Annotated in this window: 14 protein-coding genes and 1 pseudogene; 7 read left to right on the forward strand and 8 right to left on the reverse strand. The window is 45.5% G+C overall.

The features are described 5' to 3' along the window. The first annotated feature begins 311 nt into the window (after positions 1-311). On the forward strand, positions 312-1592 hold the full coding sequence (locus tag RIE73_RS21115) for a peptidoglycan-binding protein (RefSeq protein WP_446403059.1): 1281 nt from the start codon (positions 312-314) through the stop codon (positions 1590-1592). A 581-nt stretch (positions 1593-2173) separates the two neighbouring features. On the opposite strand, the gene petL is transcribed toward RIE73_RS21115, so the two are convergent. Beyond that, positions 2174-2275, reverse strand: coding sequence for a cytochrome b6-f complex subunit PetL (petL, locus tag RIE73_RS21120; RefSeq protein ID WP_446341844.1), 102 nt, complete (start codon positions 2273-2275; stop codon positions 2174-2176). An 87-nt stretch (positions 2276-2362) separates the two neighbouring features. Between petL and aroB the strand changes: the two genes are divergently transcribed. After that, the gene (aroB, locus tag RIE73_RS21125; protein WP_446403060.1) at positions 2363-3457 is read left to right on the forward strand and encodes a 3-dehydroquinate synthase; all 1095 of its coding nucleotides are present in this window, start codon (positions 2363-2365) and stop codon (positions 3455-3457) included. A gap of 33 nt (positions 3458-3490) precedes the next feature. Here the strand turns inward: aroB and RIE73_RS21130 are convergent, their stop codons facing one another. Next, positions 3491-4060, reverse strand: a complete 570-nt coding sequence (locus tag RIE73_RS21130; protein ID WP_446403061.1) for a hypothetical protein — start codon at positions 4058-4060, stop codon at positions 3491-3493. 728 nt (positions 4061-4788) lie between these two features. Here RIE73_RS21130 and RIE73_RS21135 point away from each other — a divergent pair. The 4 genes and pseudogenes from RIE73_RS21135 (at position 4789) to RIE73_RS21150 (ending at position 14508) form a co-directional block, all read left to right on the forward strand. After that, positions 4789-7983 (forward strand): PAS domain S-box protein, encoded by a 3195-nt coding sequence (locus RIE73_RS21135; RefSeq protein ID WP_446403062.1) that lies wholly within the window; start codon positions 4789-4791, stop codon positions 7981-7983. A gap of 158 nt (positions 7984-8141) precedes the next feature. Beyond that, positions 8142-9434: a P-loop NTPase fold protein gene (locus RIE73_RS21140; protein WP_446403063.1), complete on the forward strand. Its 1293-nt coding sequence runs from the start codon at positions 8142-8144 to the stop codon at positions 9432-9434. Positions 9435-9768: 334 nt separating this feature from the next. Continuing rightward, positions 9769-10050, forward strand: a pseudogene (locus RIE73_RS21145) (REP-associated tyrosine transposase); the annotation flags it as partial. A 339-nt stretch (positions 10051-10389) separates the two neighbouring features. After that, a complete protein-coding gene (locus RIE73_RS21150) occupies positions 10390-14508 on the forward strand; it encodes a WD40 domain-containing protein (RefSeq protein WP_446403064.1) in 4119 nt (1372 codons plus the stop codon). A gap of 92 nt (positions 14509-14600) precedes the next feature. Here RIE73_RS21150 and RIE73_RS21155 read toward each other — a convergent pair whose 3' ends face one another. The 5 genes from RIE73_RS21155 to RIE73_RS21175 all read right to left on the reverse strand — a co-directional run bounded on the left by RIE73_RS21155 (position 14601) and on the right by RIE73_RS21175 (position 18871). Next, complete coding sequence (locus RIE73_RS21155; RefSeq protein WP_446403065.1) at positions 14601-14954, reverse strand: DUF2442 domain-containing protein; 354 nt, start codon at positions 14952-14954, stop codon at positions 14601-14603. Then, complete coding sequence (locus tag RIE73_RS21160; RefSeq protein ID WP_446403066.1) at positions 14947-15189, reverse strand: DUF4160 domain-containing protein; 243 nt, start codon at positions 15187-15189, stop codon at positions 14947-14949. The genes RIE73_RS21155 and RIE73_RS21160 overlap by 8 nt, the downstream gene beginning before the upstream one ends. Before the next feature lie 140 nt (positions 15190-15329). Then, positions 15330-15764, reverse strand: coding sequence for a PIN-like domain-containing protein (locus RIE73_RS21165; RefSeq protein ID WP_446403067.1), 435 nt, complete (start codon positions 15762-15764; stop codon positions 15330-15332). Then, entirely contained in the window at positions 15761-16468 is a 708-nt protein-coding gene (locus tag RIE73_RS21170; protein ID WP_446403071.1) for a DUF433 domain-containing protein, read from the reverse strand. The genes RIE73_RS21165 and RIE73_RS21170 overlap by 4 nt, the downstream gene beginning before the upstream one ends. Positions 16469-16723: 255 nt before the next feature. After that, the gene (locus RIE73_RS21175; RefSeq protein ID WP_446403068.1) at positions 16724-18871 is read right to left on the reverse strand and encodes a polyribonucleotide nucleotidyltransferase; all 2148 of its coding nucleotides are present in this window, start codon (positions 18869-18871) and stop codon (positions 16724-16726) included. 340 nt (positions 18872-19211) lie between these two features. Between RIE73_RS21175 and RIE73_RS21180 the strand changes: the two genes are divergently transcribed. Further along, on the forward strand, positions 19212-23609 hold the full coding sequence (locus tag RIE73_RS21180; protein WP_446403069.1) for an SNF2-related protein: 4398 nt from the start codon (positions 19212-19214) through the stop codon (positions 23607-23609). An 89-nt stretch (positions 23610-23698) separates the two neighbouring features. Here RIE73_RS21180 and RIE73_RS21185 read toward each other — a convergent pair. Further along, positions 23699-24527: YbjN domain-containing protein (locus tag RIE73_RS21185; RefSeq protein ID WP_446403070.1), on the reverse strand; the 829-nt coding region annotated here is incomplete at its 5' end.

The raw sequence follows: 24527 nt of genomic DNA on the forward strand, positions 1-24527 counted from the left end.
TGTACTGGCGACATCGTGAAAACGGTCATCCCAAAAGGTGTGAACACAGGAACTTATGTTGCTCGACTTTGCCCATACAGCAACGGCAGAGGTGAGATCTATCCGACAACTGGCAAAAAACGCATTGGCATCAAACTCGAATATGTAGAAAAACCAATTCATCGAAAGGATGGCTACAGCTATGGGTGAAAAGTACCCAAACAGGAAGAAATGTCTAGATGTGTCCAGAAATTAGCAAACAGCTTCTAACCCTTCAAGTTCCTAATTTCCCTATGACTTGCCATCGCTCCCCCGTACTTCTAGCTGCCTACATGACCTGCCTGGGTGGGTTTATGGGCATTGGTTCTTTTGTGGGATTAAATCCTGCGATCGCCCATTCATCGGTTAACCTATCCCCACCCTTACTCCTCGCCCAGTCTCCGAGTCCCACAGGGATTGAGGAATTACCCCTGCAAGTGGGGAGTCGAGGCGAAACGGTGCAAGCCTTGCAGACGCGGCTGAAAAAGCTAGGCTATTACGAAGGTGAACCTGATGGCGCCTATGGAGACAGCACTAGGCTGGCTGTTATTGAATTTCAGGAATCAGTTGATCTTGATGCTGATGGTGTTGTTGGTTTAACGACATGGACGAAGCTGCAATCAGCGGCGGCGGAAGTTCCCGAACCAGAAACGCCTTCCGCAGAAGCAGAAAACGCGGAAGAGGACAACAAAAACGCCGAACAAGCTCAATCCAACAACCAGCGCCAAAAACTCTTGTGGATACTCGCTGGTTTGTCTGGAACCATAATCATATTTGGGGCATTTGTATTCTTTTTACTCAAAGTAATAGACAATCCGAAAAAAAGACAAGCCTCTGCCGAAGCCGAGGAGTCTCCGCCCTCTTCCCCTTCAGAGGAACCGGAAACACCCATGGTAATGTCGAGTAGCAATGGGCTAGAATCATCACCCGTCCCATCGGTTGATACCCCATCTCCTGCTTCTGAAGCCGATAAAAATGGATACAATCCGTCAGGATTAAGCGTGACTGACTCCCACCTGACTGAATCGCCATCCCCTGTTGAACCCTCACCTAGAACCTCACTGACTAAACCCAAGCATCGGCTAGCGAAAAAAAATGGGGTGAATCAATTAATTAAAGACTTACAAGACTCTGATCCTGCCAAACGACGCAAAGCGATTTGGGAACTTGCACAACGGGGAGATTCCAGAGCGGTACAACCGTTGGTGAATCTAATGCTAGAGTCTGATTCTCAACAGCGCAGTTTAATTGTAGAAGCGCTATCCCAAATTGGCATGAAGACACTTAAACCGATGAATCGGGCATTAGCGCTTTCCCTACAGGATGATAATCCCCAAGTGCGTAAAAACGCAATTCGGGATGTGACCTTGATGTATGAATTAGTGGCACAAATTAGTCAGTTATTATCCTATGCCTTAGATGATCCAGAGGCTGATGTTCAGGAAACAGCGCGTTGGGCATTGAGTCAGCTCGAACGAATTCGCACACCTGCCACAGTGAATAGTTTACCCCCTTCCCATAGTCCCCTCAGTTTTTCGGAAAATCAGCTACAAGAACCACCCAGGTTTGAATAGGATTTTCGAGGTGCGATCGCGTTGGTATTAGAGCAAGAGGAGGCGATTGAAATCGCTGCTACACTTGCCAAAGTCCGCCTGCGCGGACTGGGTGATAACCGGGGGAGTTAACCCGAATTTAGTATAAGCAAGATGAATTAGAATTACGGAAAAGAAACCGTAGGGGCGCATGGCGTGCGCCCGATTCAATGGTAAAATTTACTCCACAATTTTAGCTGTGCCACGCCAGTAGGTTGGGTTGAACGGAGTGAAACCCAACCGATTTTTATTGGGGTTCGTCTATCGACCGTTAGGACATTATAAATTCGTAGAGACGTTCAGGTGGAACGTCTCCAGGGAGTGTTTTTGTACTAATCGATGTGTCTACTGCTATATCAAGTCAGCCTGGAAATAAATTTCCGGCTGATAGCTAAAGTCAGCTAAAGCTGACTAGAGGTTTTAACCCGTTTTAACGGGTTTTAGCTTGGGTTCTGGAACTTGAGTTCACGGCTATACTCCTAGACGGGTGGTGGTAAATGAGTAGTAGGTTGGGTTGAACGACGTGAAACCCAACCAGAATTTGTTGGGTCTCATCTCTCGGTTTAAATCAATTTGACCGCTTTGAGACCAAAAAACAGGGCTAGGGCGACACCCGTAGCACCACCGAGGATTAAAAAGTAGGCAATAATTCCAGATCCAGACATTTACCGTTCTCTCAAAAACGTCTTACTTTAGACCATTAAATCATTAAGTGGGATAAAATACAGCCCACAGTTGCTAGAGAAAATCAGATGAAGTCAGTGATTCGGGTTGAAGTACCGCCACAGTCTTACGATATTGCGATCGCGCCAGGAAGCTTGGATGATATCGGCGTCTGGATGAGTCGGCTGAAACTGGGGAAAAAGGTTCTCCTCGTCTCCAATCCTGCCATTTTTCGCCGCTATGGAGAACGGGCGATCGCGGCGCTGAAGTTAGTCGGCTATCAGGTGTCTCATTGTACCTTACCCGCAGGCGAACGGTACAAAACCCTCAAATCCATTCAAAAAATCCATGATGCTGCCCTCCAGAACCGCTTAGAACGCTCTTCAACCATGGTGGCATTAGGGGGAGGCGTAATTGGGGATATGACCGGATTTGCGGCGGCTACCTGGTTACGGGGGATTAATGTGGTGCAAGTTCCCACCTCCCTGTTAGCCATGGTGGATGCAGCGATTGGCGGTAAGACAGGAGTCAACCATCCCCAAGGCAAAAACTTAATTGGTGCATTTCACCAACCCCGCTTTGTGTTAATTGATCCGCACGTCTTACAAACCTTACCCCCACGAGAATTACGGGCGGGAATGGCAGAAGTGATTAAATATGGCGTCATCTGGGATGCTGAATTATTTACTAAATTGGAGAGTACAAAGCGTCTCGACCAACGGCGGTATTTAGATGAGGAATTATTGTCCTTTATTTTATCCTGTTCTTGCCAAGCTAAAGCCGATGTTGTGAGTCAGGATGAGAAAGAAGCCGGATTAAGAGCCATTTTAAATTATGGTCACACGATTGGTCATGCGGTGGAAAGTTTAACCGGGTATAAAGTGGTTAATCATGGCGAAGCCGTGGCAATTGGCATGGTTGCGGCGGGTCAAATTGCCGTAGACCTTCAGATGTGGACATCTCAGGAAGCGGAACGTCAAAAGGCGTTAATTGAGAAAGCCGGATTACCGACTCAGTTACCACCGGGATTGGATATTGATGAAATTATTGATACCTTGCAAACCGATAAGAAAGTCAAAGATGGCAAAGTGCGATTTATTTTGCCTACGCAAATTGGGGAGGTAACGATAACCGATCAAGTTCCAGCCGATCTCATTCGCCAAGTCCTGAATAATCAATTATAAATTCTCTGTTCCCCGTTCCCTGTTCCCTGTTCCCTAAAAACGACGATAAAACCCTGGTTCCCTTGCCATAGAAAGCGCCATGTAGAGAATATTCTGTCGCTCAATGGCAGGAAAGCTAATCGTATAAATCATATCATTTTGCTGCCACATCACGGTTGAGAAAGGGTAGGAGGGATTTTGAGTCGGTCCTTCAATCAGATATCCCGCCACAGTAGGCGTTAACGTAATGCGATCGCCTAGGGTTTCATGGCGTTGGAGATCACGCCGAGCACTCGCCGACTGCTTGGGGTGTACCGAAAAGCTACCCAGTAAGCAGGAGTGAGGGCTGCGATCGCAGGTAAACAGACTTACCATATAACTTGGGGGGGCTTGGGAGGGAAAAACCCGGACAATCAGTTGGTTTGGATCAATATCCAACCGATCATTCACCCGTAACTCAGTGGGTAAGCGCATCGCTAACCCCACAGGCAAATTTTTTTGGATACGTCCCATAAACGGAAGAAACACGGGTGCAGGTTGGGCTTCAACCGCTACCGCCAAACTGAAGACACTGAGGAACAGTGAGACTCCCCAAAAACAACGTTGCCAAATTCGGTAGACCACTTCGACTCAATTTAAACTAGATGCTTAATTATTTTTAGTCTACAGCTTTCTACCCTTTTAACCGTTTACCGATAAGTAATAACGATAACGATGCTACCAGACTTGATATTACCCGTTATTCCTCCACCCTAGCTGTTTTTATGAAGAAAATGTAAAGCTATCCTAAAATTGGTTAAGATCGTAACACAATGCCCCTGATCAGAAGCGGTAAACGCCTCATCAGCGTAAACTTGCACGTTGCCAAAACCAAAATAGGAGAAACATGGTTAACCTCTCTTCCCTACCCCTTTCCTGGAACAAAACCTCTCCCTTGTGGCTATGTGATAAAACGTATTACCTTGGTGTTAAGGTACCAATTGAATAGGGAAAACATTGTGAATTTTCTTTCTAAGCAGCACCTGCATAGCCAGGAAAGCGGGAGTCTGAATCGAGGTATAGACTTTAATTTGGGTAGCGACAACCCTGACCAACGAGTAGGTTTAGGGACAAGGATACCGACCTTGAGCAGACCAGAATTTCGTTGGGCTAACCCGAATAGTACACTAAAGCCCTTCTTTAAGCAAAAGTTTCCTAATGTGCTTAAGCTATGTACACATTGTCCTATATTGAAGCCAGGATAGGGTTGGCTCAACCCGACAACATCGATCAAACTGGAGTCATCATATCCATGGCAAGGACGTAACACTCGTGCATCTGGCATTGATAAGGGTAAGGAGTAGTTAAGTTTAATGAACACGCTAGTATTGAGTAACACAACAGTCAACCTTGAACAACTCTATCCAGATCGCTATATTGATTCGGCTGCTAAGGCAACATTTGACGATTTAACTCGGTTAGCGGCTAGCGTTGTCCAAACTCCGATCGCCCTGATTAGTCTCTGTGATGCTAAAGGTCAGTTGTTGCCTTCACAGGTGGGTTTAGACGCCGATTCCACACCGCAATACTTAGAGTTTTGTCGCCAAATCCGCCAGGAGATAATCACCGAAAATAAGCCGTTATTAGTGGTCGAAGATACTCTCGCCCTATCTGAGTCTCAGATCCCGTCACTCCCGATCCGATTTTATGCCGCCGTTCCCTTAGTTACCCCTCAACAGGAAACGGTCGGTATTTTATTAGTGATTGACCGAGTACCGCGACAGTTAACCGGACAACAAAAAGACGCCCTAACCGCATTAAGCCGACAGGCGATCGCCCAGTTAGAATGGCAAAAGAAAGTGATTGATTTGGAAACCCAGGTGCATCAGTGTCAACGCCTAGAAAAAGTCTTGCAAACGTCTCCTCAAAACCTGGTTGATATGAAGGTGGCGCTGGATCAGGCGTCAATTGTGGCAATTACCGATGTTCACGGTAAAATTCGTTACGTTAACGATAAATTTTGCCAGATCTCGCACTATTCAAGGGAAGAACTTTACGGCGCTGACCATCATTTACTCAATTCTGGTTATCATCCGCCGCAGTTTTTTCAGGACTTGTGGAACAGGATTTCTCAGGGCAAAATCTGGCGAGGCGATATCCAAGATCGTGCTAAAGACGGCAACCTATATTGGGTGGATACGACGATTGTGCCGTTGGTTGATGACCAAGGTAACCCTTATGAATATATCTCAATTTGTAAGGATATCACCGAACAAAAACAAGCCAAAATTGAACTGGATCGCTTTTTTCGCCTCTCACCAGATTTAATGGCGGTAATTGGTTTCGATGGTAAGTTTAAACGCATTAATCCCGCCTTTCAAAAAACCCTGGCGTATAACCCAGAAGAATTCCTCTCCGAAGCCTTCCTCGATTTCGTCCATCCCTATGATCACAAGGCGACATTAACGGCTTGGCAAACCCTTTTAGAGAGTTCATCAGATATTTACTTTGAACATCGTTATCGATGTCGAGATGGATCATATAAATGGCTGGCTTGGAACTGTTTACCTTTAGCCGAAGCGGGTGTTGTCCATGCGATCGCCCGTGATATTACCAACACCAAACAACGCAAAGCTAGTCTGCTGGAACGATCGCGTCTGTCTACCTTAGAAGCCGATATTGGCGCGGTTCTCGTCGGACAAAACGACAGTCTGGGCGAAAGCCTTAAACGCTGTACCGAAGCCATGATCCGTCATCTAAACGCCCTGGGCGCTGGGATTTGGACCGTAGCGGGGATTACCGATGAGACACAAGTTCCCTTAGTCTTAGCATTGCAGGCGAATAGTGGTGAACAGTTACCCACACACCTTTTTCCCCAACGCATCCTCACCAACCAAGGCTTAATCGCCAAAGTCGCCCAAACCCTGAAGCCGATTCATCGTCCAATCTTAACGCCGGGACATGACTTGTCCAACAAAACCTTTATCGGAATTTATCCCCTAATTGTCGAATCTCGTCTGGTTGGGTTTATTGCCTTACACAATCGCCAACCCTTCTCTAAAATCGTACAAGGGGTATTAGGATGGGTCGCGAATGCGATCGCGGTAGCTATTGACCGGATTTGGGTACGCGAAGAACTCCTCAGTCGCCGGGAATCCTTACTGTTTCAGTTAGCTAGCCAAATTCGCAATTCCTTAGAATTGGATACGATTCTGGAAACCGCCGTCACCGAAATTCGGGGATTGTTGGAGGTTGACGGTTGTCACTTTTTGTGGTTAAAATCCAACACCGATCAACCCAGTTTAAGCGTTACCCACGAAGCACGAGATCCCAATTTACCCAGTTTACTAGGGGACTGTCTGCCGCCACAACTTGCCCCCTTAGCCGACATTATTCACCGATTACATCCTCTACGAATTGATGATGTCAGCCAAACCCAAAACTTAGCCCCCGAAACCCGATCGCTACTCGTCGATTGGGGAATTACCTCCGGATTAGTGTTACCGCTACAAACCAAAACTGGACAACTGGGGGCGATTATCTGTAGTCATTATCAGGGTTCGCGCCAATGGAGCGATCGGGAAGTTAAATTACTGCAAGCCGTCGTGGATCAACTGGCGATCGCGATCGAACATGCAGAATTATTTGCCGAAACCCGGGCGGCGGCGCAAGCGGCTCAAACCCAGGCAAATCAATTAGAACAAGCCTTACACGAATTGCGGCAAACCCAATCGCTGTTAATTCAGACCGAGAAAATGTCTACGATCGGTCAAATGGTAGCCGGAATCGCCCATGAAATCAATAATCCGGTTAACTTTATCACCGGGAATCTCAGCCATACAACCAACTATATTGGCGACTTATTACAACTCATCGAATGTTATCAACAATCTTATCCCAATCCCCAGCCTGATATTCAAGAGTTTATCGAAGACATTGAATTATCCTTTCTAATCGAAGACTTGCCCAAAATGCTCTCCTCGATGAAGATGGGGGCAGATCGGATTCAAGAGATCGTGATTTCCTTGCGGAATTTCTCACGGCTGGATCAAGCCGCAATGAAGCCAGTTAATATTCATGAAGGCATTGATAGTACCTTACTGATTCTCCGCAACCGGATGAAACCCTGTGGGAATTCGCCAGGGATTACGTTGATTAAAGAGTATGGAGACTTGCCTGTGGTTGCCTGTTATGCGGGTCAACTGAATCAAGTCTTTATGAATATTATTAGCAATGCCATTGACGCCTTCGATGGTCTAATTAAAGCCGAGGAAAGTGGCACAGAAAAGACTCAATCAACCCTGAATCCAACAATTTGGATTAGCACCGAGGTTGTAGAGAATAATCAAGCGGTGATTCGGATTCGCGATAATGGACCGGGAATGAGCGAAACCGTGCGCGATCGCTTATTTGATCCTTTCTTTACCACAAAACCAGTGGGTAAGGGAACAGGGTTAGGCTTATCCATTAGTCATCAGATTGTGGTGGAAAAACATGGCGGTATTCTTAAATGTTATTCGGAACCGGGACAAGGAACAGAGTTCTGGATTCAAATCCCAATCACTTAACCTGAAGTATAGCGCTACGCGGGGAGGGAATAGGCAATAGGCAATAGGCAATAGTGAAGACAAAAGCTTACTAATAAAGGGATTGAGCGATTTGAATTTTTCTTTTATGCCCTAACCTTAGTGCGTAGTGCTATAATTGTGTCCACCCACTTAAATTCATGGATATCGCGCAGTTCTATCAAGCCTGTAACCCAAGTCCCCTGAAATTTGCCAATCCCCAGGATCAGAAGTATTATATCGATTTTTCCTCGGTGCGTGGCGGCAATACGATTAAGCAGATCGGCAGAACCATTACTCGCCTATCTCCCAATAAACCAACCTGCCAATTATTTACCGGACATATCGGTTGTGGCAAGTCTACGGAATTGCAGCAACTCAAGCTGGGATTAGAGAAACAGGGGTGTCATGTTGTGTATTTTGAGTCTAGCCATGTCTTGGAAATGGCAGACGTTGACGTGACAGATATCCTGTTGGCGATCGCGCGATCGGTGGCGGAAAGTTTGGAAGCGGTTAAAATTAGACTACACCCTGCCTATTTTGTCAACTTGTTTCGCGAAATTGGTGATTTATTACAAACCCCCATCGAGTTATCCGAAGCCAAGTTTTCGTTACCTGGGGGAATTGCCGAAATTACCACCAAAATGAAAGATAGTCCCCGGCTGCGTTCTCAGTTACGCCAATATTTAGAACCCCGCACCAATGGGATTTTAAAGGCGATTAATCAGGAACTTTTAACCCCCGCCACGGAGAAACTGAGGCGGATTGGCAAAAAAGGATTAGTGGTAATCATCGATAATCTTGACCGCTTAGATAACACGATTAAACCCACAGGTGAGCTTCAGCCTGTGTACTTATTTGTAGACCGAGGCGAACAGTTAAAGCAACTCAATTGTCACGTTGTTTATACCATTCCCCTATTTTTAATTTTTTCCAATGCTTTGGGGCGATTAACCAATCGATTTGGCGTTGATCCCAAAGTTTTACCCATGGTTCCCGTGCAATTGCGCCAAGGGGGTGAATGTAAAGAAGGGATAGCGCTGCTGCAACAAATGGTATTAGCGAGAGCGTTTCCAGATATGAATTCTGTTCAGCGCCTAGATTGTCTATCCGAAGTCTTTGATCATCCCGATACGTTAAAGCGATTGTGTCAAATCAGTGGTGGACACGCACGGCAATTACTCATGCTAATTTCCCGATGTCTTGAGCAAGATGATCCACCCTTTTCGCGAGATTGTATTGAAGATATTATTCGGTTTCGGCGGAATGAATTAACTTTAGCGATTACCGAGGATGAATGGATATATTTGCGGGAAGTAGCGCAGCAGAAAAGTTTACGGGGAGAAGAGAAATATCAAATTTTAATTCGCGATATGTTCGTCTTTGAATATCGAGATTCTCAGGGTTCTTGGTTTGATATTAATCCCATGTTGGCAGAAGCCGCAGAATTGTAGGGTTGCACTGATGTCATTTAAGCTCAACCCCTCACCCCCAGCCCCTCTCCCACGCCGGGGAGAGGGGAGCAAGAAGCAAACGGTATTCAGTAATTGTAGGGTGCGTTAGCGAAAGCGTAACGCACCAAATAATGTTGGGCAAAAACTTAAATTTGGTATAAAGTAACGCACCACAGAAATTACAGTAATTGTAGGGTGCGTTAGCGAAAGCGTAACGCACCAAATAATATTAAGCAAAAACTTCTGACACAGCTAAAATTGTGGAATAGATTTGACCGTAAAATTGGGCGCACGTCGGTGCGCCCCTACAATGCTAATCCACCAATTATGTCTTATGCCAAATTACCGCAGAGCCACCGTTACTGGCGGCACATATTTCATTACTCAAGTTACCTATAACCGCCAATTGTGGCTAATCAGCACTATCGCCCGTCAAGCCCTACGAACGGCGATTATTCATGTTCGTCAAAACCGTCCCTTTACTATCGATGCGTTTGTACTCTTACCGGATCATTTTCACTGTTTGTGGACATTGCCAGAAGAAGATAAGGATATATCAACTCGATTGCGATTGATTAAAACCTTTGTCACCAAACACTATGGTGATCAACTAGGATGCGGTGCGTTACGCTCTCGCTAACGCACCCTACGAAGTGGACAAAAGTCAAGTTCCCTCCCCTTGGCAAGGGGAGGGTTAGGGAGGGGTCAGATCAAGGTATCGCTTTATGGTAAAGAACCCGACGAAATTGACAAACTTTAGGGATTAAAATAAACATTAGAGACTTTACACGGTTAAGATGCACGCGAATCGCATAATATTGAGCCATGATATCATGTCCGTCCAAACAGTCATTATTCCCTTGTACCTTGCAACCTTCCTCCTTCCCTTCTGCCTTCTGCCTTCTGCCTTCTGCCTTGTCTCAACCGATAGTGTAAGTATTCCACCGGACATGATATGACTCATACGCCCCAGCCAGAGGATAGTGTAGCAGATAACCAGAAGTCATTAAACGCCCTCGTGCGATCGCTTCGGCTATCCCAGGGACAATTTCGCCTAATTTTGGTGCGCTGTAACTATGGGGAGTTACGACAGCGCATGGTGCAACGTCTGCGGGAAGTCTCTCCGGTGCCGATTCGCGAGTTGGTTTTACCGGAGTCGGTGGAGTCTCTCTACAGGTTGATCAAGAGGGAATTGGCAGATGAAACACCTCAGGCTGTCATTGTCTTGGGTTTAGAGTCGGTTAGGAATCTCACTGGTGTGTTCAAATCCAGTAATTATATCCGAGAGGAGTTGAGTCATAATTTTTCTTTTCCCCTGATTCTCTGGATTAATGATCCGGTTTGGCAAAGGTTGATTCGGGTAGCGCCTGATTTAGAAAGCTGGGCGACGACGGTTGAGTTTCAATGGACAACGGCGGAATTGCTGGAGTTTTTAACTCAGGAAACTGAGAAACTCTTTCGGGCTGATTTAACGGTTTCTCTGGACAATTATGACGAAATTGAATTAGCCTGGACAGCGTTACAAAAGCGAGGGCAAGCGATAGTGCCAGAGTTGGCAGCTAATCTGGAATTTGTGCGCGGCTTCAATGATTTTAAGCATCACCGATTCGATGAAGCCTTAGCCCATTATCAGACTTGTCGGGATGTGCTGATAGATACCAAAATCGAGGAATCAGAACGCCAGGGTATTTTGCTGTTTCATATCGCTCTCTGTTATTCCCGCAAAGCTGAACAAAATTCGGCGAACGGTGAGCAGGATTGGCACAGAAGCAGAACGTATTTTCAAGAATCGATTTGGAAATTTGCTGAAGGTCAGCGATTTGATTTAATTGCCCCAACAATTCACCACTTTGCCGAAGTTCTGCGACAATTACAAGACTGGGATGAATTAAGGCATTGGGCTGAGTTAGCTCAAAGGTTACATCAGCAGAATGGTACGTCTCTACAAGTGGCTCAAGATTATGGAATGTTAGCAGAAGTAGCGCTGAATCAGTCGCGCTGGCAATGGGCAAAAGCACTGGCGCAAGAAGCACTGACTATTTTAAATCAAAGTCCGGAACGTCATCCGCGTGAACATGGGTTTTATCGATTCATTTTAGCCAGCGCTTGTAAGTCTTTGGGGGAAATTAAAGCGGCAATTGCTCATTTAGAACAAGGAATAGAGGGAAATTCTCCAGACTATGCTCCTCAGCTTTATATCAAAATTTTGGCAATTTTGCGCTCTCTTTATTTTAACCAAGGGGAATACCTAAAGGCGTTTGAACTGAAGCAAACTAAACGGTCGATTGAATATCAATTTGGATTTCAGGCGTTTACGGGAGCGTCTCATCTCCAATCGAAAAAGCAGTTGATTAATGTTGTGGAGATATCAACAAATCAACAAGCGATTGTTGCCCAAGAAATCGCTGCTTCGGGTCGAGAAAAGTTTATAAAAGATTTAATCCAACGAATCCGCAGAAATGACCATAAACTCACGATTATTCATGGTCAATCTGGTGTCGGGAAAAGTTCAATTATTCAGGCTGGATTAGTACCAGTGCTTAGACAAGAGTTTATTGGAGAACGTGAAGCTTTCCCTGTGGTTTTCAGAGTGTATACCAATTGGGTGGAGACGTTGGGGAGCGGTTTGGCAGAAGCATTGGGCGAAACATTAAATTCAACAGTAGCAATTCTCCAACAATTGCGGACTAATGCAGACCGTAATTGGGTAACAGTTCTGATATTTGACCAGTTTGAAGAGTTTTTCTTTATTGCCAAAGACCCAGGAAAAAGACAGGAATTTTATCGGTTTTTGGCGGATTGTCTGGATATTCCCTTTGTTAAAATAATTCTGTCTCTGCGAGAAGATTATCTCCATTATCTCTTGGAGTGTAATCGCCTGAACTATTTAGGAACCATCGACCATAATATTTTAGATAAGGATATTCTCTGTTATTTAGGTAACTTTACCCCAGAGGAAGCTAGATTAGTCATTGAACGGTTAACCCAAGGCTCCCAGTTTTATTTAGAACCAGCATTAATCACGAAACTGGTTAAGGATTTAGCGGTTGAGTTGGATTCAGTGCGTCCGATTGAGTTGCAGATAGTCGGCGCACAGCTTCAGGAGGAGAAGATTACTCAGCTAGAACAGTATCGAAGATTGGGGGATAATCCTAAAGAAGTATTAGTGAACCACTATTTAGAGGATGTGATCAAAGACTGTGGTCAAGAGAATGACAGAATTACGCGATTGGTTTTATATTGGCTAACCGATGAAAATTTCACTCGTCCCTTGAAGACTCGCAGTGAATTGAGCAAAGATTTAGCCGCCGCAGGGTTACAGGTTAAAAGGCGTCAATTAGATGATTTCGTTTTACCAATTTTAGTCGGTTCAGGCTTAGTGGTGCGGATACCAGAATCTCCGGATGACCGTTATCAATTAGTTCACGATTATTTGGTTCCCTTTATTCGACAAAATCAGACGACTGAACTTTTAGAAGAATTGAACAGAGAGAAAGAGCAACGTCGAATTGGTGAACAACGATTTAATTGGTTTATTAGGATAGCATTAGTGGGTTCAGTCTTAGCTGTATTTGGATTAGCTGGATTAACCTGGCAAGCTGAATCTCAAAGACAACGAGCTGAATCTCAAAGGCGGCGAGCTGAAAAACTTCAAATTGGTCAAAGTGATAGTCTCAGTCGATATTCCGAGGAACTATTCAACCAGGATAAAATATTTGATGCACTGATAGCTGCTTTACAGGCAGGAATACCACTGAAACAGATATCTGAGAAACAGGTTGATTTTGCGACAAAAGTACGAGTTGCAAATGTACTATGGCAAGTCGTTAATAAGCTGAAGCCGTACAATCGCTTAGAAGAAAGCAAGTTGTCTATCATTAGTGTAAGTTTTAGTCCTAATGGTAAAACCTTAGCCTCTAGTAGTACTGATACAACAATAAAACTGTGGAATAGAGAAACAGGGGAAAATATTGCAACTTTCACCGGACATAATTCACGGATAAATAGTGTAAGTTTCAGCCCCGATGGGAAAATATTAGCCTCTGGAAGTGCTGATACAACAATAAAACTGTGGAATAGAGAAACAGGAGAAAATATTGCAACTTTCACCGGACATAAGTCATGGGTAAATAGTGCCAGTTTTAGCCCCGATGGAAAAATATTAGCTTCAGGCAGTGCCGATAATACAATAAAACTATGGAATATGGAAACAGGGGCAGCGATTGACACCCTTACTGGACATGATTCATGGGTCAGGAGTGTAAGTTTTAGCCCCGATGGGAAAACCTTAGCCTCTGGAAGTGCTGATACAAAAATTAAACTGTGGAATAGAGGAACAGGGAAAAATATTGCCACTCTGACTGGATATGATTCACGGGTAAATAGTGTAAGTTTTAGCCCTGATGGAAAAACCTTAGCCTCTGGAAGTGCTGATACAAAAATTAAACTGTGGAATATAGCAACATGGAAAGCTATTGCCACTCTCACCGCACATGATTCATCGGTCAATAGTGTAAGTTTTAGCCCTGATGGGAAAACCTTAGCCTCTGGAAGTGCTGATAAAATAATAAAACTGTGGAATATAGAAACAGGGGAAGCTATTGACAGTCTTACCGGACATTATTCATCTGCTTGGAGTGTAACTTTCAGCCCTGATGGGAAAACCTTAGCCTCTGGAAGTGGTGGTAAAACAATAAAACTGTGGAATATAGAAACAGGGGAAGCTATTTCCACCCTGACTGGACATGATTCATCGGTCATTAGTCTAAGTTTTAGCCCCAATGGGAAAACCTTAGCCTCTGGAAGTGGTGATAAAACAATAAAACTGTGGAATATAGAAACAGAAGAAGCTATTGCCACCCTGATTGGACATGATTCATGGGTAAATAGTGTAAGTTTTAGCCCCGATGGGAAAACTTTAGTTTCTGGAAGTAGAGATAATACAATTAAACTGTGGAGTCTGGATTTAGATAACTTACTGATACAGGGGTGTAATTTGGCGCGAGATTATCTCAAAACGAACCCCAACGTGAGTGAAAGCGATCGCGCTCTCTGCGACGGCATTTCTAATTAGCTTAATTACAAATGACGAATGACGAATGACGAATGACAATCTTCACCGTTCACGTTAATTATGTCCACCCACTTACAAACAAACATCGCGCCCTAACTTACCTTCATCTTAATCTGAGCCATCCACGCCGCCGTGCCAAACACACCTGCCAACAGCGCCGGAACACTAAAATCCGCATCCAGCTTCTCCCAATGCAACCCATCTCCCGATGGCGTCACTTCAACCTCAGCCAAATCCTCTGGAGAAGCATCGGCTAACCCTTGCGCTAATGCTGGGGGAAAGCTAAACGTCGTCCCACTCTTCAAATTGATAATTACGCGATCGCGACTTGGGTCATAATACGCCGACTCCGCCCTCGGTTCAACAGCATTGGCAATGTCTGCGGCTTCTCTTGATGAAGCGATCGCGGCTTTAATCCTTGTCTCATCCCAACCTGAATTAACCATGAATTTCCTCCCATTTTGTGAGTCGTTCTATTTGATGTTCGGTTACAATTTCCAACGCCTTGACAGCTTCTTTATTACTCAAACCTTCAATCTGAACCAGTTCCGGATATTCAGTTTCACCCCTCAAGCTAATTCTTGCTTGCCCTCCACCTTTGAAGACGTGAACATGAGGCGGCAAATGGTCGTTGAAGTAGATACGGACAGCAAAGCCATCTTTCCTGAGAACAGTTGGCATAGTTATATGTTGACAGGTAGGCAAGCGATTGTTTTTATCATGAACGGAGACTGAAACAACCTAAGAAATATACTTTACATATTTACGTGACTGAGCGATCGCCATCTCTGCGACGGCATTGGTAATTAGTTAAGTGACGTTCAATCCTCTTCCAGTTCTGCCAAGAGATCAGCTTGAGTTTTCCATGATTTTACTTTACCTTCTCGATAGACTTTGGCAATGAAGGGGGCTGGATTCTTTTCAATGAATTTCTGCATTTCGAGGATGGCAACTCTAAAAATTTCAGCCATTTCTCTCCCCGAAAGATTTTGAGAGGCAAGGGCAAACATACGAATTCCTGCATAGGCGACAGCTTGACGTTCCAGTTTATTTCTGCCAATCGCGGCATCTTTGGTGAGAATAATCCAGCCCCTTTTTCCGACTTCTGGCATCCAGGTTACATCTTGGGCTGCTTGAGGAAAGTGATCATCATGGATTTCGACGGGAATTCCAGTGTCTTTGAGGGCTTCGACAATATACCGTTTTCCTAAACATCTGTCGATGAAGAAAACGATTTCTGTTGACGGTTCGCTCATGCAGCTTTTTTATTATCCATTTCACAGCGAATCGCTTCTTCAATTTTCAGGCGATCGCAATCATAATCATAAGCCAAATCATCAATGGAATCCCCAGCTTTATAGCGTTCGGCGAGGATGCTGGTGGGAATTCCAGTTCCTGCAATCACAAGACGCCCAAAGGCAATACGCGGGTCAATTACAACCCAGCGAGGGTTATCCTGTTCGCCGTTGCGGGTAAAGGGATAGAGTTTGATGGCTAAACCCCTGTCGTCGAGTTCGATGCGTTCAAGGTGGGTTTTGAGGGCATCTTTGAGATTTGTCTGCCCTTGTTTTGACGTATTAATTAGAGAACCATAGCGTTCAATAAATAGGTCAATTCCGTCCGTCTGGAATTCTTGGTGGGCGAGGGGGTGAGGGATTTGCAGTTGTTCGTTAATATAATCTAGTGTCGCTCTAACTTTATCCAGGTCAATTTTGTGGTGTTTTCGGATTGCACGCAGGATGTGAACTTCAATTAAATTAGTAAAACTAAGTCGAATCGGTTGGCTTTTTTTGACCTCAATCAGGGGATAAAATTTCTTTTCGCCTTCGCTAACAGGATAGTTTCGTCCCACTGTCCAGGAACGAATCGTTGCGGCGGGAATTTTCAGGTAGCGGGCGGCGTCCCCAATGCTGTAGTTGGGGAGATCTCTGGGATTTTTACCACCATAGATATCGTTCATAAGTAGATGGGGATAATTAATGTGAACGGTGGGGATCGTCATTTGTTATTTGTCATTTGTCATTCGTAATGATTTGAGGCTTGTTGACATAACTTAATCGGGTTGAGTTTATTTCCATCCACCTACTTAATGCTACTGATTTAAGGCTGGTGGGCAATGCCCACCCTACATATCAAGGAGTCCATTAAAATGGACTTAAGCTTTTAGCCAAGAACTTGAGTTCTTGGCGGATGCTGCGGCTAACTCCAAAACCGTCTAAGTTGTCGCTGCTGCACGCGCTGCGGCTGCTTCATCGGGATGAATTCCCAAACGAGTCAGATTAATCCGACCTTTGTTGTCAATTTCGCGAACTTTTACAATCACTTCATCGCCAACAGCCACCTCATCTTCGACCTTACCGACACGATAATCTGCCAGTTGGGAAATGTGAATCATTCCCTCTTTCCCCGGTAACACTTCCACAAACGCACCAATGGGAATAATTCGAGTTACGCGCCCTGCATAAACATCCCCTTCTTCTAAGCGGCGGGTCATCCCGTGAATTAGGGTAATCGCTTTCTTTGCCTTTTCCCCTTCAACCGCAGAAACCGTAATCGTGCCATCATCATCAATATCGACTTTGGCACCGGTTTGTTCGGTAATCCCTTTAATCGTCTTACCGCCAGGACCAATCACTAAGCCAATTAAGTCCGGATCAATCTTCATTGTCAACAAGCGTGGGGCAAATGCTGACAAATCAGGACGGGGTTTGTCAATTGTCGCCAGCATCTTTTCTAAGATGTGTAATCGCGCTGGTTTGGCTTGTTCAATCGCTTTAGCAACGGTGTCCATGGACAACCCGGTGATTTTCATGTCCATTTGTAAGGCGGTAATCCCGCTATCCGTTCCCGCGACTTTGAAGTCCATGTCGCCTAAAAAGTCTTCAATCCCTTGAATATCGGTGAGAATCCGGACTTCATCGCCTTCTTTAATCAATCCCATCGCCGCCCCGCTAACAGGCTTGGTAATCGGCACCCCAGCATCCATTAAGGCTAGCGTCGATCCACATACCGAACCCATCGAGGTTGAACCATTCGACGAAAGCACCTCCGATACCACCCGAATCACATAAGGAAACTCATTTTGCGGCGGTAATATGGGAATAATCGCCCGTTCCGCTAACGCCCCATGACCGATTTCCCGGCGTCCGGGCGATCGCATGGGTTTGGTTTCCCCCACGGAAAAGGGCGGGAAGTTATAGTGGTGTAGGTAACGCTTCTCTTCTTCTGGATTCAGATCATCCAACACTTGAGCATCCCCAGGGGTACCCAATGTCACCGTAGACAGGACTTGAGTTAAGCCTCGGTTAAATAATCCACTACCATGAACCCGAGAGGGTAATAGCCCCACCTGACAAGACACGGGACGAACCTCATCCAGTTTACGCCCATCCACGCGCACGCCATCTTCCACAATTTGCGATCGCATCAACTTCTTGGTCAAGCCTTTGAACAGACTCCCCAGCAATTGCTCATCTTCAGCCGCAACGCGCAGGGGGTCATCCTCTGGACGTTCAGCGATGGGAGCAAGAATTTCCTTTTCCTTAATCTCATCCAAGGCATCATCGCGCCCATGCTTATCTAAGTCAAACTGAGACAAAACTTTCTTAATCGGTTTCGTCGCGCGATCGCGGATAAACTCTTCTAGTTCCGATGGGGCTTCTGGCGGTTCAGCTTGGATAATCTCAATCCCCAACTCCTTGAGCAGGTTTTCCTGAGCCTCAATTAAATCCTGTACGGCTTCGTAGCCAAATTCAATCGCCTCAATAATATCCCGTTCCGGCAGTTGATTCGCCCCGGCTTCCACCATAATCACACCTTGGGGAGAACCCGCCACCACCAAATCTAGATCACCATTGTCGATTTCGCGGTATGTTGGATTAATAATGAAATCATCGCCAACTAGCCCGACCCGTACTGCTGCCATCGGACCATAGAATGGAATTTGGGCTTGCAGTACCGCTACCGATGCCCCAGTTACCGCCAGCACATCCGGTGGCACTTGTTCATCCATGGACAAGGTTGTCGCTACAATCTGAATATCATCCCGTAGCCAACTGGGAAACAACGGGCGTAACGGGCGGTCAATCAAACGGCTGGTGAGTGTCACTTTTTCCGGAGGACGCCCTTCGCGGCGCAGAAACCCACCGGGAATTCGACCGGCTGCATACAGTCTTTCCTCGTAGTCCACTAATAAGGGGAGAAAATCGATGCCCTCTCGACCCGCCGAGCGAGTCGCCGTCACTAAAACCGCTGTATCTCCTGACTCAATTAGTACCGATCCCCCAGCTTGGGGTGCTAGTAGACCGGCTCTTAGCCGAATATCCCGTCCATCAAAGGATATTGATTTGTCTAACTCTACCATTTGGTTCGTTACCCTTCTCTCTTTATCACGTTTTTTTCTCTGTCGCAATCCTAGCATTTATGGAATAATGCTGCTTTGAGAAGGGTGTTGAGTTTTGACCCTTCACGTCCGTTCAAGGGAACCTGGTTTTGAGTTTTGAGTTTTGAATTTTCCAGACCCATAGCGTGTCTGAGTTTTGAGTTCAGTCGGGTCGAGTTTCACCCATATCGTTGCTTATCTTATCTAGATGCGACGAACCTTGCCCTGACTGAGTGCGAGAGTTGCTGCCTCACACCCGTTGATTAAAATTTGACAAGCAGCAATTGATAGTCTTGGATTCTATTTTCATTTTTCTATAAACATGGCAATTTTACATGGTAGTTGGATTACCGGCGAATCTGATAATTATTTATTTATTTGGGGAGAACAATGGCGTCCTTTAGCCTCGGTTGACTCTGGGGCTAAGAGGGGGATTATGCCCCATCCTTTTGCGATGACACAAGCCGAGTTAAGCGAATTTTTAGGCGATCGCGGTTTAACCCTTCCCGACTCTGGAACCGGAAAAGGCAAAGGAAACAGCGAGAGGGCGATCGCCTCCTGGCAAACCCAGGTCTTCGTCTTACCCACTCACCCCGCCGCCGCTAAGACATCAGCCTACCCGATTCTTTCCGCCCAACTCCCAACAGAGGATTCTTCATCCTTGGAACTGCATCAATGGCAGGTTTCCGGCTACCGTCTCACCCCCTCAACCGCCCTTCCCTTCCTGCAATCTCTGCCCTTAGGGGGATTCAATGTTGCCAATAATTACGTCGGATCAGATTTACGATTTTGGACACATGTCTATCGCTGGAGTTTAGACTTACTGACTCGGTGTAAATTTTTACCCGGATTATATCGCCAGTCTAATGGCGAAGCGATCGCCTACTGGCAACCCCTGATCGACAGCGCCACGGATCAAACCCGGTTAGCCCAGTTTACCCAATCCATGCCCTTGGCGTGTCAGGCGTATGACGGCAATGTAGAGACGTTGCATGCAACGTCTCTACAATCACAACCTCCCCAATCCCTAATCCTCAACTTTTTAAGACACGCCATTGATACTCAGGTGCAAAATTGGGTTGAATCACTATCACCCCCAACCGCTACCTCACCCCTACCCGAATGGCTGCAAGCCCTGTCTAGCGCCAAAGATAGCCTGAACGCCGAACCAATGGCGATCGCCCGTTTAGATACCGCCCTGTCTAATTGGACAACTTCGATTCAACAGCATCTGGTGACTCCCACCACCCAAGGCTTAACCCAAAATCTCTTCCGCACCTGCTTAGTCTTGCAACCCCCAGAACCCGATGAAGCCAACTGGCGGCTTGACTTTTACTTGCAAGCCATGGATGAGGCAGACTTATTAGTCGATGCCAAAACGATTTGGCGGCATCCTATCGAACAATTAGACTATCACGGGCGAACCATTGAACAGCCTCAAGAAACCTTACTCAAGGGATTAGGATTAGCCTCTCGTCTCTATCCGCCCCTAGAAGCCAGCTTACGCGAACGCTGTCCTCGATTCTGTGAACTCAACCCTGTTCAAGTGTACGAGTTCATCAAAGCTAGTGCATGGCGATTACAAGACAGTGGCTTGGGGATTATTTTACCCCCAGGATTAGCACCCGGATCAGGGGAAAAACGCCTCGGTATTAGTATTACCGCAGAAGCGCCCAAATCCAAAAAAGACGAACGGTTAGGATTACAAAGCCTGCTGAAATTTAAATGGGATTTAGCCATTGGTGATACAAAACTGTCCAAATCTGAATTCCAACGGTTGATGTCCCTCAAATCCCCCTTAGTAGAAGTGAATGGGGAATGGATTGCCCTCCAACCTGCCGATGCGCGGGCGGCGCAAACCATCTTGAAAGCGTCAAAAGAGGATATGAGTCTATCGGTAGAAGACGCTGTGCGACTGGCGACAGGCGATACTAAAACTTTAGGAAAATTACCTGTCGTTCACTTTGAAGCATCCGGGGCGCTGCAAGAGTTAATTACTAATTTAACTGGAAATCGCACGATTGAACCCATTGACGTTCCCCAAGACTTTAACGGTACACTACGCCCGTATCAACTGCGAGGAGCGAGTTGGTTAGCCTTTTTAGAACGCTGGGGGTTAGGGGCTTGTTTAGCGGACGATATGGGATTAGGAAAATGCGTCGCGCCGAGTACATTAATTTCCGTCAATGGCACCGTTATCCAAGCTGAAGATATTTGGAAACAGTATGCTGGAGACACTGAATTTGATGGAGAGGGATTTTGGAGTCAGCCAACAGAGTTGTTACAGGTTAATGCCATTGACTCACAAACCCATAAAATAACCACCGCTCCCATTCAGCGTCTCTATCGCCAGCGAGTCCAGGAAAAACTACGCACCGTTAAGCTTAAAGATGGGAGCAGAATTACGATTACCTATCGTCATAAACTATTAACCCATCACGGTTGGACGACTAATTTTCAGGTGGGGGATTACGTCTGTGTACCTGCCAAAATGATTTGGCAGGGGCAACCCGAAGATCCGGATTTGGTCAAGTTTATGGCTTGGCAAATGAGTCAAGGATGTGAGCAATCTATTCCAGATTTTATTATGCAGGCAGATCTAGATACGGTAAAAATCTTCCTGCAAAACTATTTCGATGCGGAAGCGTCTGTTATTTCTCAGATGCGGAGTATTGAAATCAGTACAGCTTCCCCTTTACTGATTCAGCAACTCTCGGTATTACTACGACGCTTCGGTATTTGGTTGCAGATTACACCACAACATAAACGAGAAACCAATGCCAAATCTCTTCTTCACACTGACTCTAACGTTTCCCAAACCGAAGTCCAAATGGCTGTAGGGGCACCATTCTTGCGCCCTGACCAATCTACTACATCAGACAGAAAATCCGTATATATTGGTACAATTGGTGGCAATTCAGCGCGTCGATTCTTACAAGAGATGGGATTTAATGATCCAGAAAAACAGCGCCAATTGGCAGAAATCGGTAAACCAGAAACCTGGCGACTGGAAGTCGCAGCTACACAAACAAAGTCCGCCTACGCGGACTGGATTATAGAGGTAGATAACCCAAATTTAGTCTCACAACCCTTTTCAGGGGCTAGTCGAGAACGAGTGATATCAAGTCCGTCTAAACAGTTCTCATTGACGTCTACTTTGCCACCTTCCTCATTCCCTTCTGCCATCTGCAATCTGTCCTCTGCCTTTAAACAGCCTTCTGCTTTATTCCCAGCGGAAACGGGACAAAATATCCTGGATCAAGACGTTTTCTACTGTCAGATTCAAGATATCGAGGATATCGACTATGAGGGATGGGTGTATGATTTTGAAGTTAGCCACCATCACAATTTTGTGGCAAATAACATTCTTTGTCATAACACAATTCAAACCATTGCCTTTCTGCTTTATTTAAAAGAACAAGATATTCTAGAATCGCCGACATTATTAGTCTGTCCCACATCTGTACTAGGAAATTGGGAACGGGAAGTGAAAAAATTTGCCCCGACTCTAAAGGCAATAGTACACCATGGCGATAAACGTTCAAAAGGAAAGACATTTGCCAAAGCCGTTAAGACTAAGGATTTGGTAATTACCAGTTATCCATTGGTGTATCGAGATGCCACAACCCTAGAATCAGTATCCTGGCAAGGTGTGGTATTAGATGAGGCGCAGAACATCAAAAATCCAGGCGCGAAACAGTCGCAAGCCGTGCGGAAATTGGCGACGGAATTTCGCATTGCTTTAACCGGAACCCCTGTGGAAAACCGATTGTCGGAATTGTGGTCAATTTTAGATTTTCTCAATCCCCAATATTTAGGCGATCGCCAATTTTTTCAACGCCGCTTTGCCATGCCAATTGAGAAGTTTGGCGACAGGGATTCCTTACAAACTTTGCGATCGCTAGTACAACCATTTATTCTCCGCCGTCTGAAAACCGATAAGACGATTATTCAAGATTTACCAGAAAAACAGGAGATGACAGTATTCTGTGGACTCGCCGCAGAACAAGCAACCCTGTATCAGAAATTGGTGGATGAATCCTTAGTGGAAATTGAAGCAGCGGAGGGAATTAAGCGCAAGGGGTTAATTTTAACCTTGCTGATGCGACTCAAACAAGTCTGTAATCATCCAGCCCAATTATTAAAAGAGAAATCTTTAAAAGACGCCAAGCGTTCGGGGAAATTACTGCGGTTACAGGAAATGTTAGAGGAAGCGATTTCGGAAGGCGATCGCGCGTTAATTTTCACCCAGTTTGCGGAATGGGGAAAATTGCTGAAACCCTATTTAGCCAAACAATTTGATCAGGAAATCTTGTTCCTCTATGGCGCAACTCGCAAGAAGCAACGGGAGGAAATGATTGACCGTTTCCAAAATGACCCCGAAGGACCCCCAATTCTGATTTTATCCTTAAAAGCGGGGGGAACAGGACTAAATTTGACCCGGGCAAATCATGTTTTCCACATTGATCGCTGGTGGAATCCGGCGGTGGAGAATCAGGCGACAGATCGGGCGTTTAGAATTGGTCAAACTCGCAATGTACAGGTGCATAAGTTTGTCTGTACGGGGACGCTGGAAGAACGAATTAATGACATGATTGAAAGCAAGAAGCAGTTGGCGGAACAGACGGTAGAAGCGGGTGAAGACTGGGTAACGGATATGGATACCGATCAGTTGCGATCGCTGCTATTACTTGATCGCACGGCGGTGATTGATGAGTAAGGGAGGAGTGCGATCGCGCGGTGTTCGGATGAGTCAGGATTCGATTTGCGCGTCAGGATTCGATTTGTGCGTGAAGCGAAGCTATCGCGTTAGCGAATCGCCTCTTCGGGTGATGTTTTGCTAGAAATCACGGCTTCAATACCCGGAAGGTATTGATCCATGGTTAAGACATTGGTGTAAACCAACTGTTTCAATGTTTCTTCGGTCAGAAAGTTATCCTTAATATCAATGCTAGTTTTGTAGCGAATTTCACCTGTGTTGAAGTCTAGTTCAAAGTTACCGATAATCATGCCAAAGTTAGCGCGACAAACAAATTCTCCTAACTGTTTGCGCTTCTTATGAGGAACTTTAACTGGACAGAGGGAATAGAAAACGAATTGTTGTTGTACTTCTCTGGCTCTAGCATAGCAGTTAAACTGACCATTTTTTCCTTGGAATAGGAGATGCAAGGTTGAGTTATCTAGCTGCTTAAACGCCCATTCCTCCTCTTGAAAGAAACTGATCATCACCTGAAAAATGGTCTTTTCTGAAACAACTTCTTCGCTTATCTCAGAAATACTTTCAGCTAGTTCTGCAAAGGCATTTGTCATCTCCTCGACAGTTTCCGAAACCATCTCCTGAGTCATTTCCGAAATGGTGTCAGTTATCTCGGCAAAGTTTTGGGTCATTTCCTCCACTGCTTCTTTTACAGCATCTTCCGTAACTCCTGAACTGTTAGTGTTAGCCCACTCCTGGGCAAAGTTAAGCATCGCTTCATTCATTTTTTCAGGATCAATACCGTTAGCAGTAATATCGGCAGGGTTAAGATAATACCAGAGAGTACGATAGCTAGTGTTGTTTTGGCTGACTTCTGTGGCGTACCAGCTATGCACGGAGAGGAGAGGATCTTTATCTCGCTTGAGGTTTTGTAGGTAGGTT

Source organism: Coleofasciculus sp. C1-SOL-03 (genome assembly GCF_040220555.1).
GTDB lineage: Bacteria > Cyanobacteriota > Cyanobacteriia > Cyanobacteriales > Coleofasciculaceae > Coleofasciculus.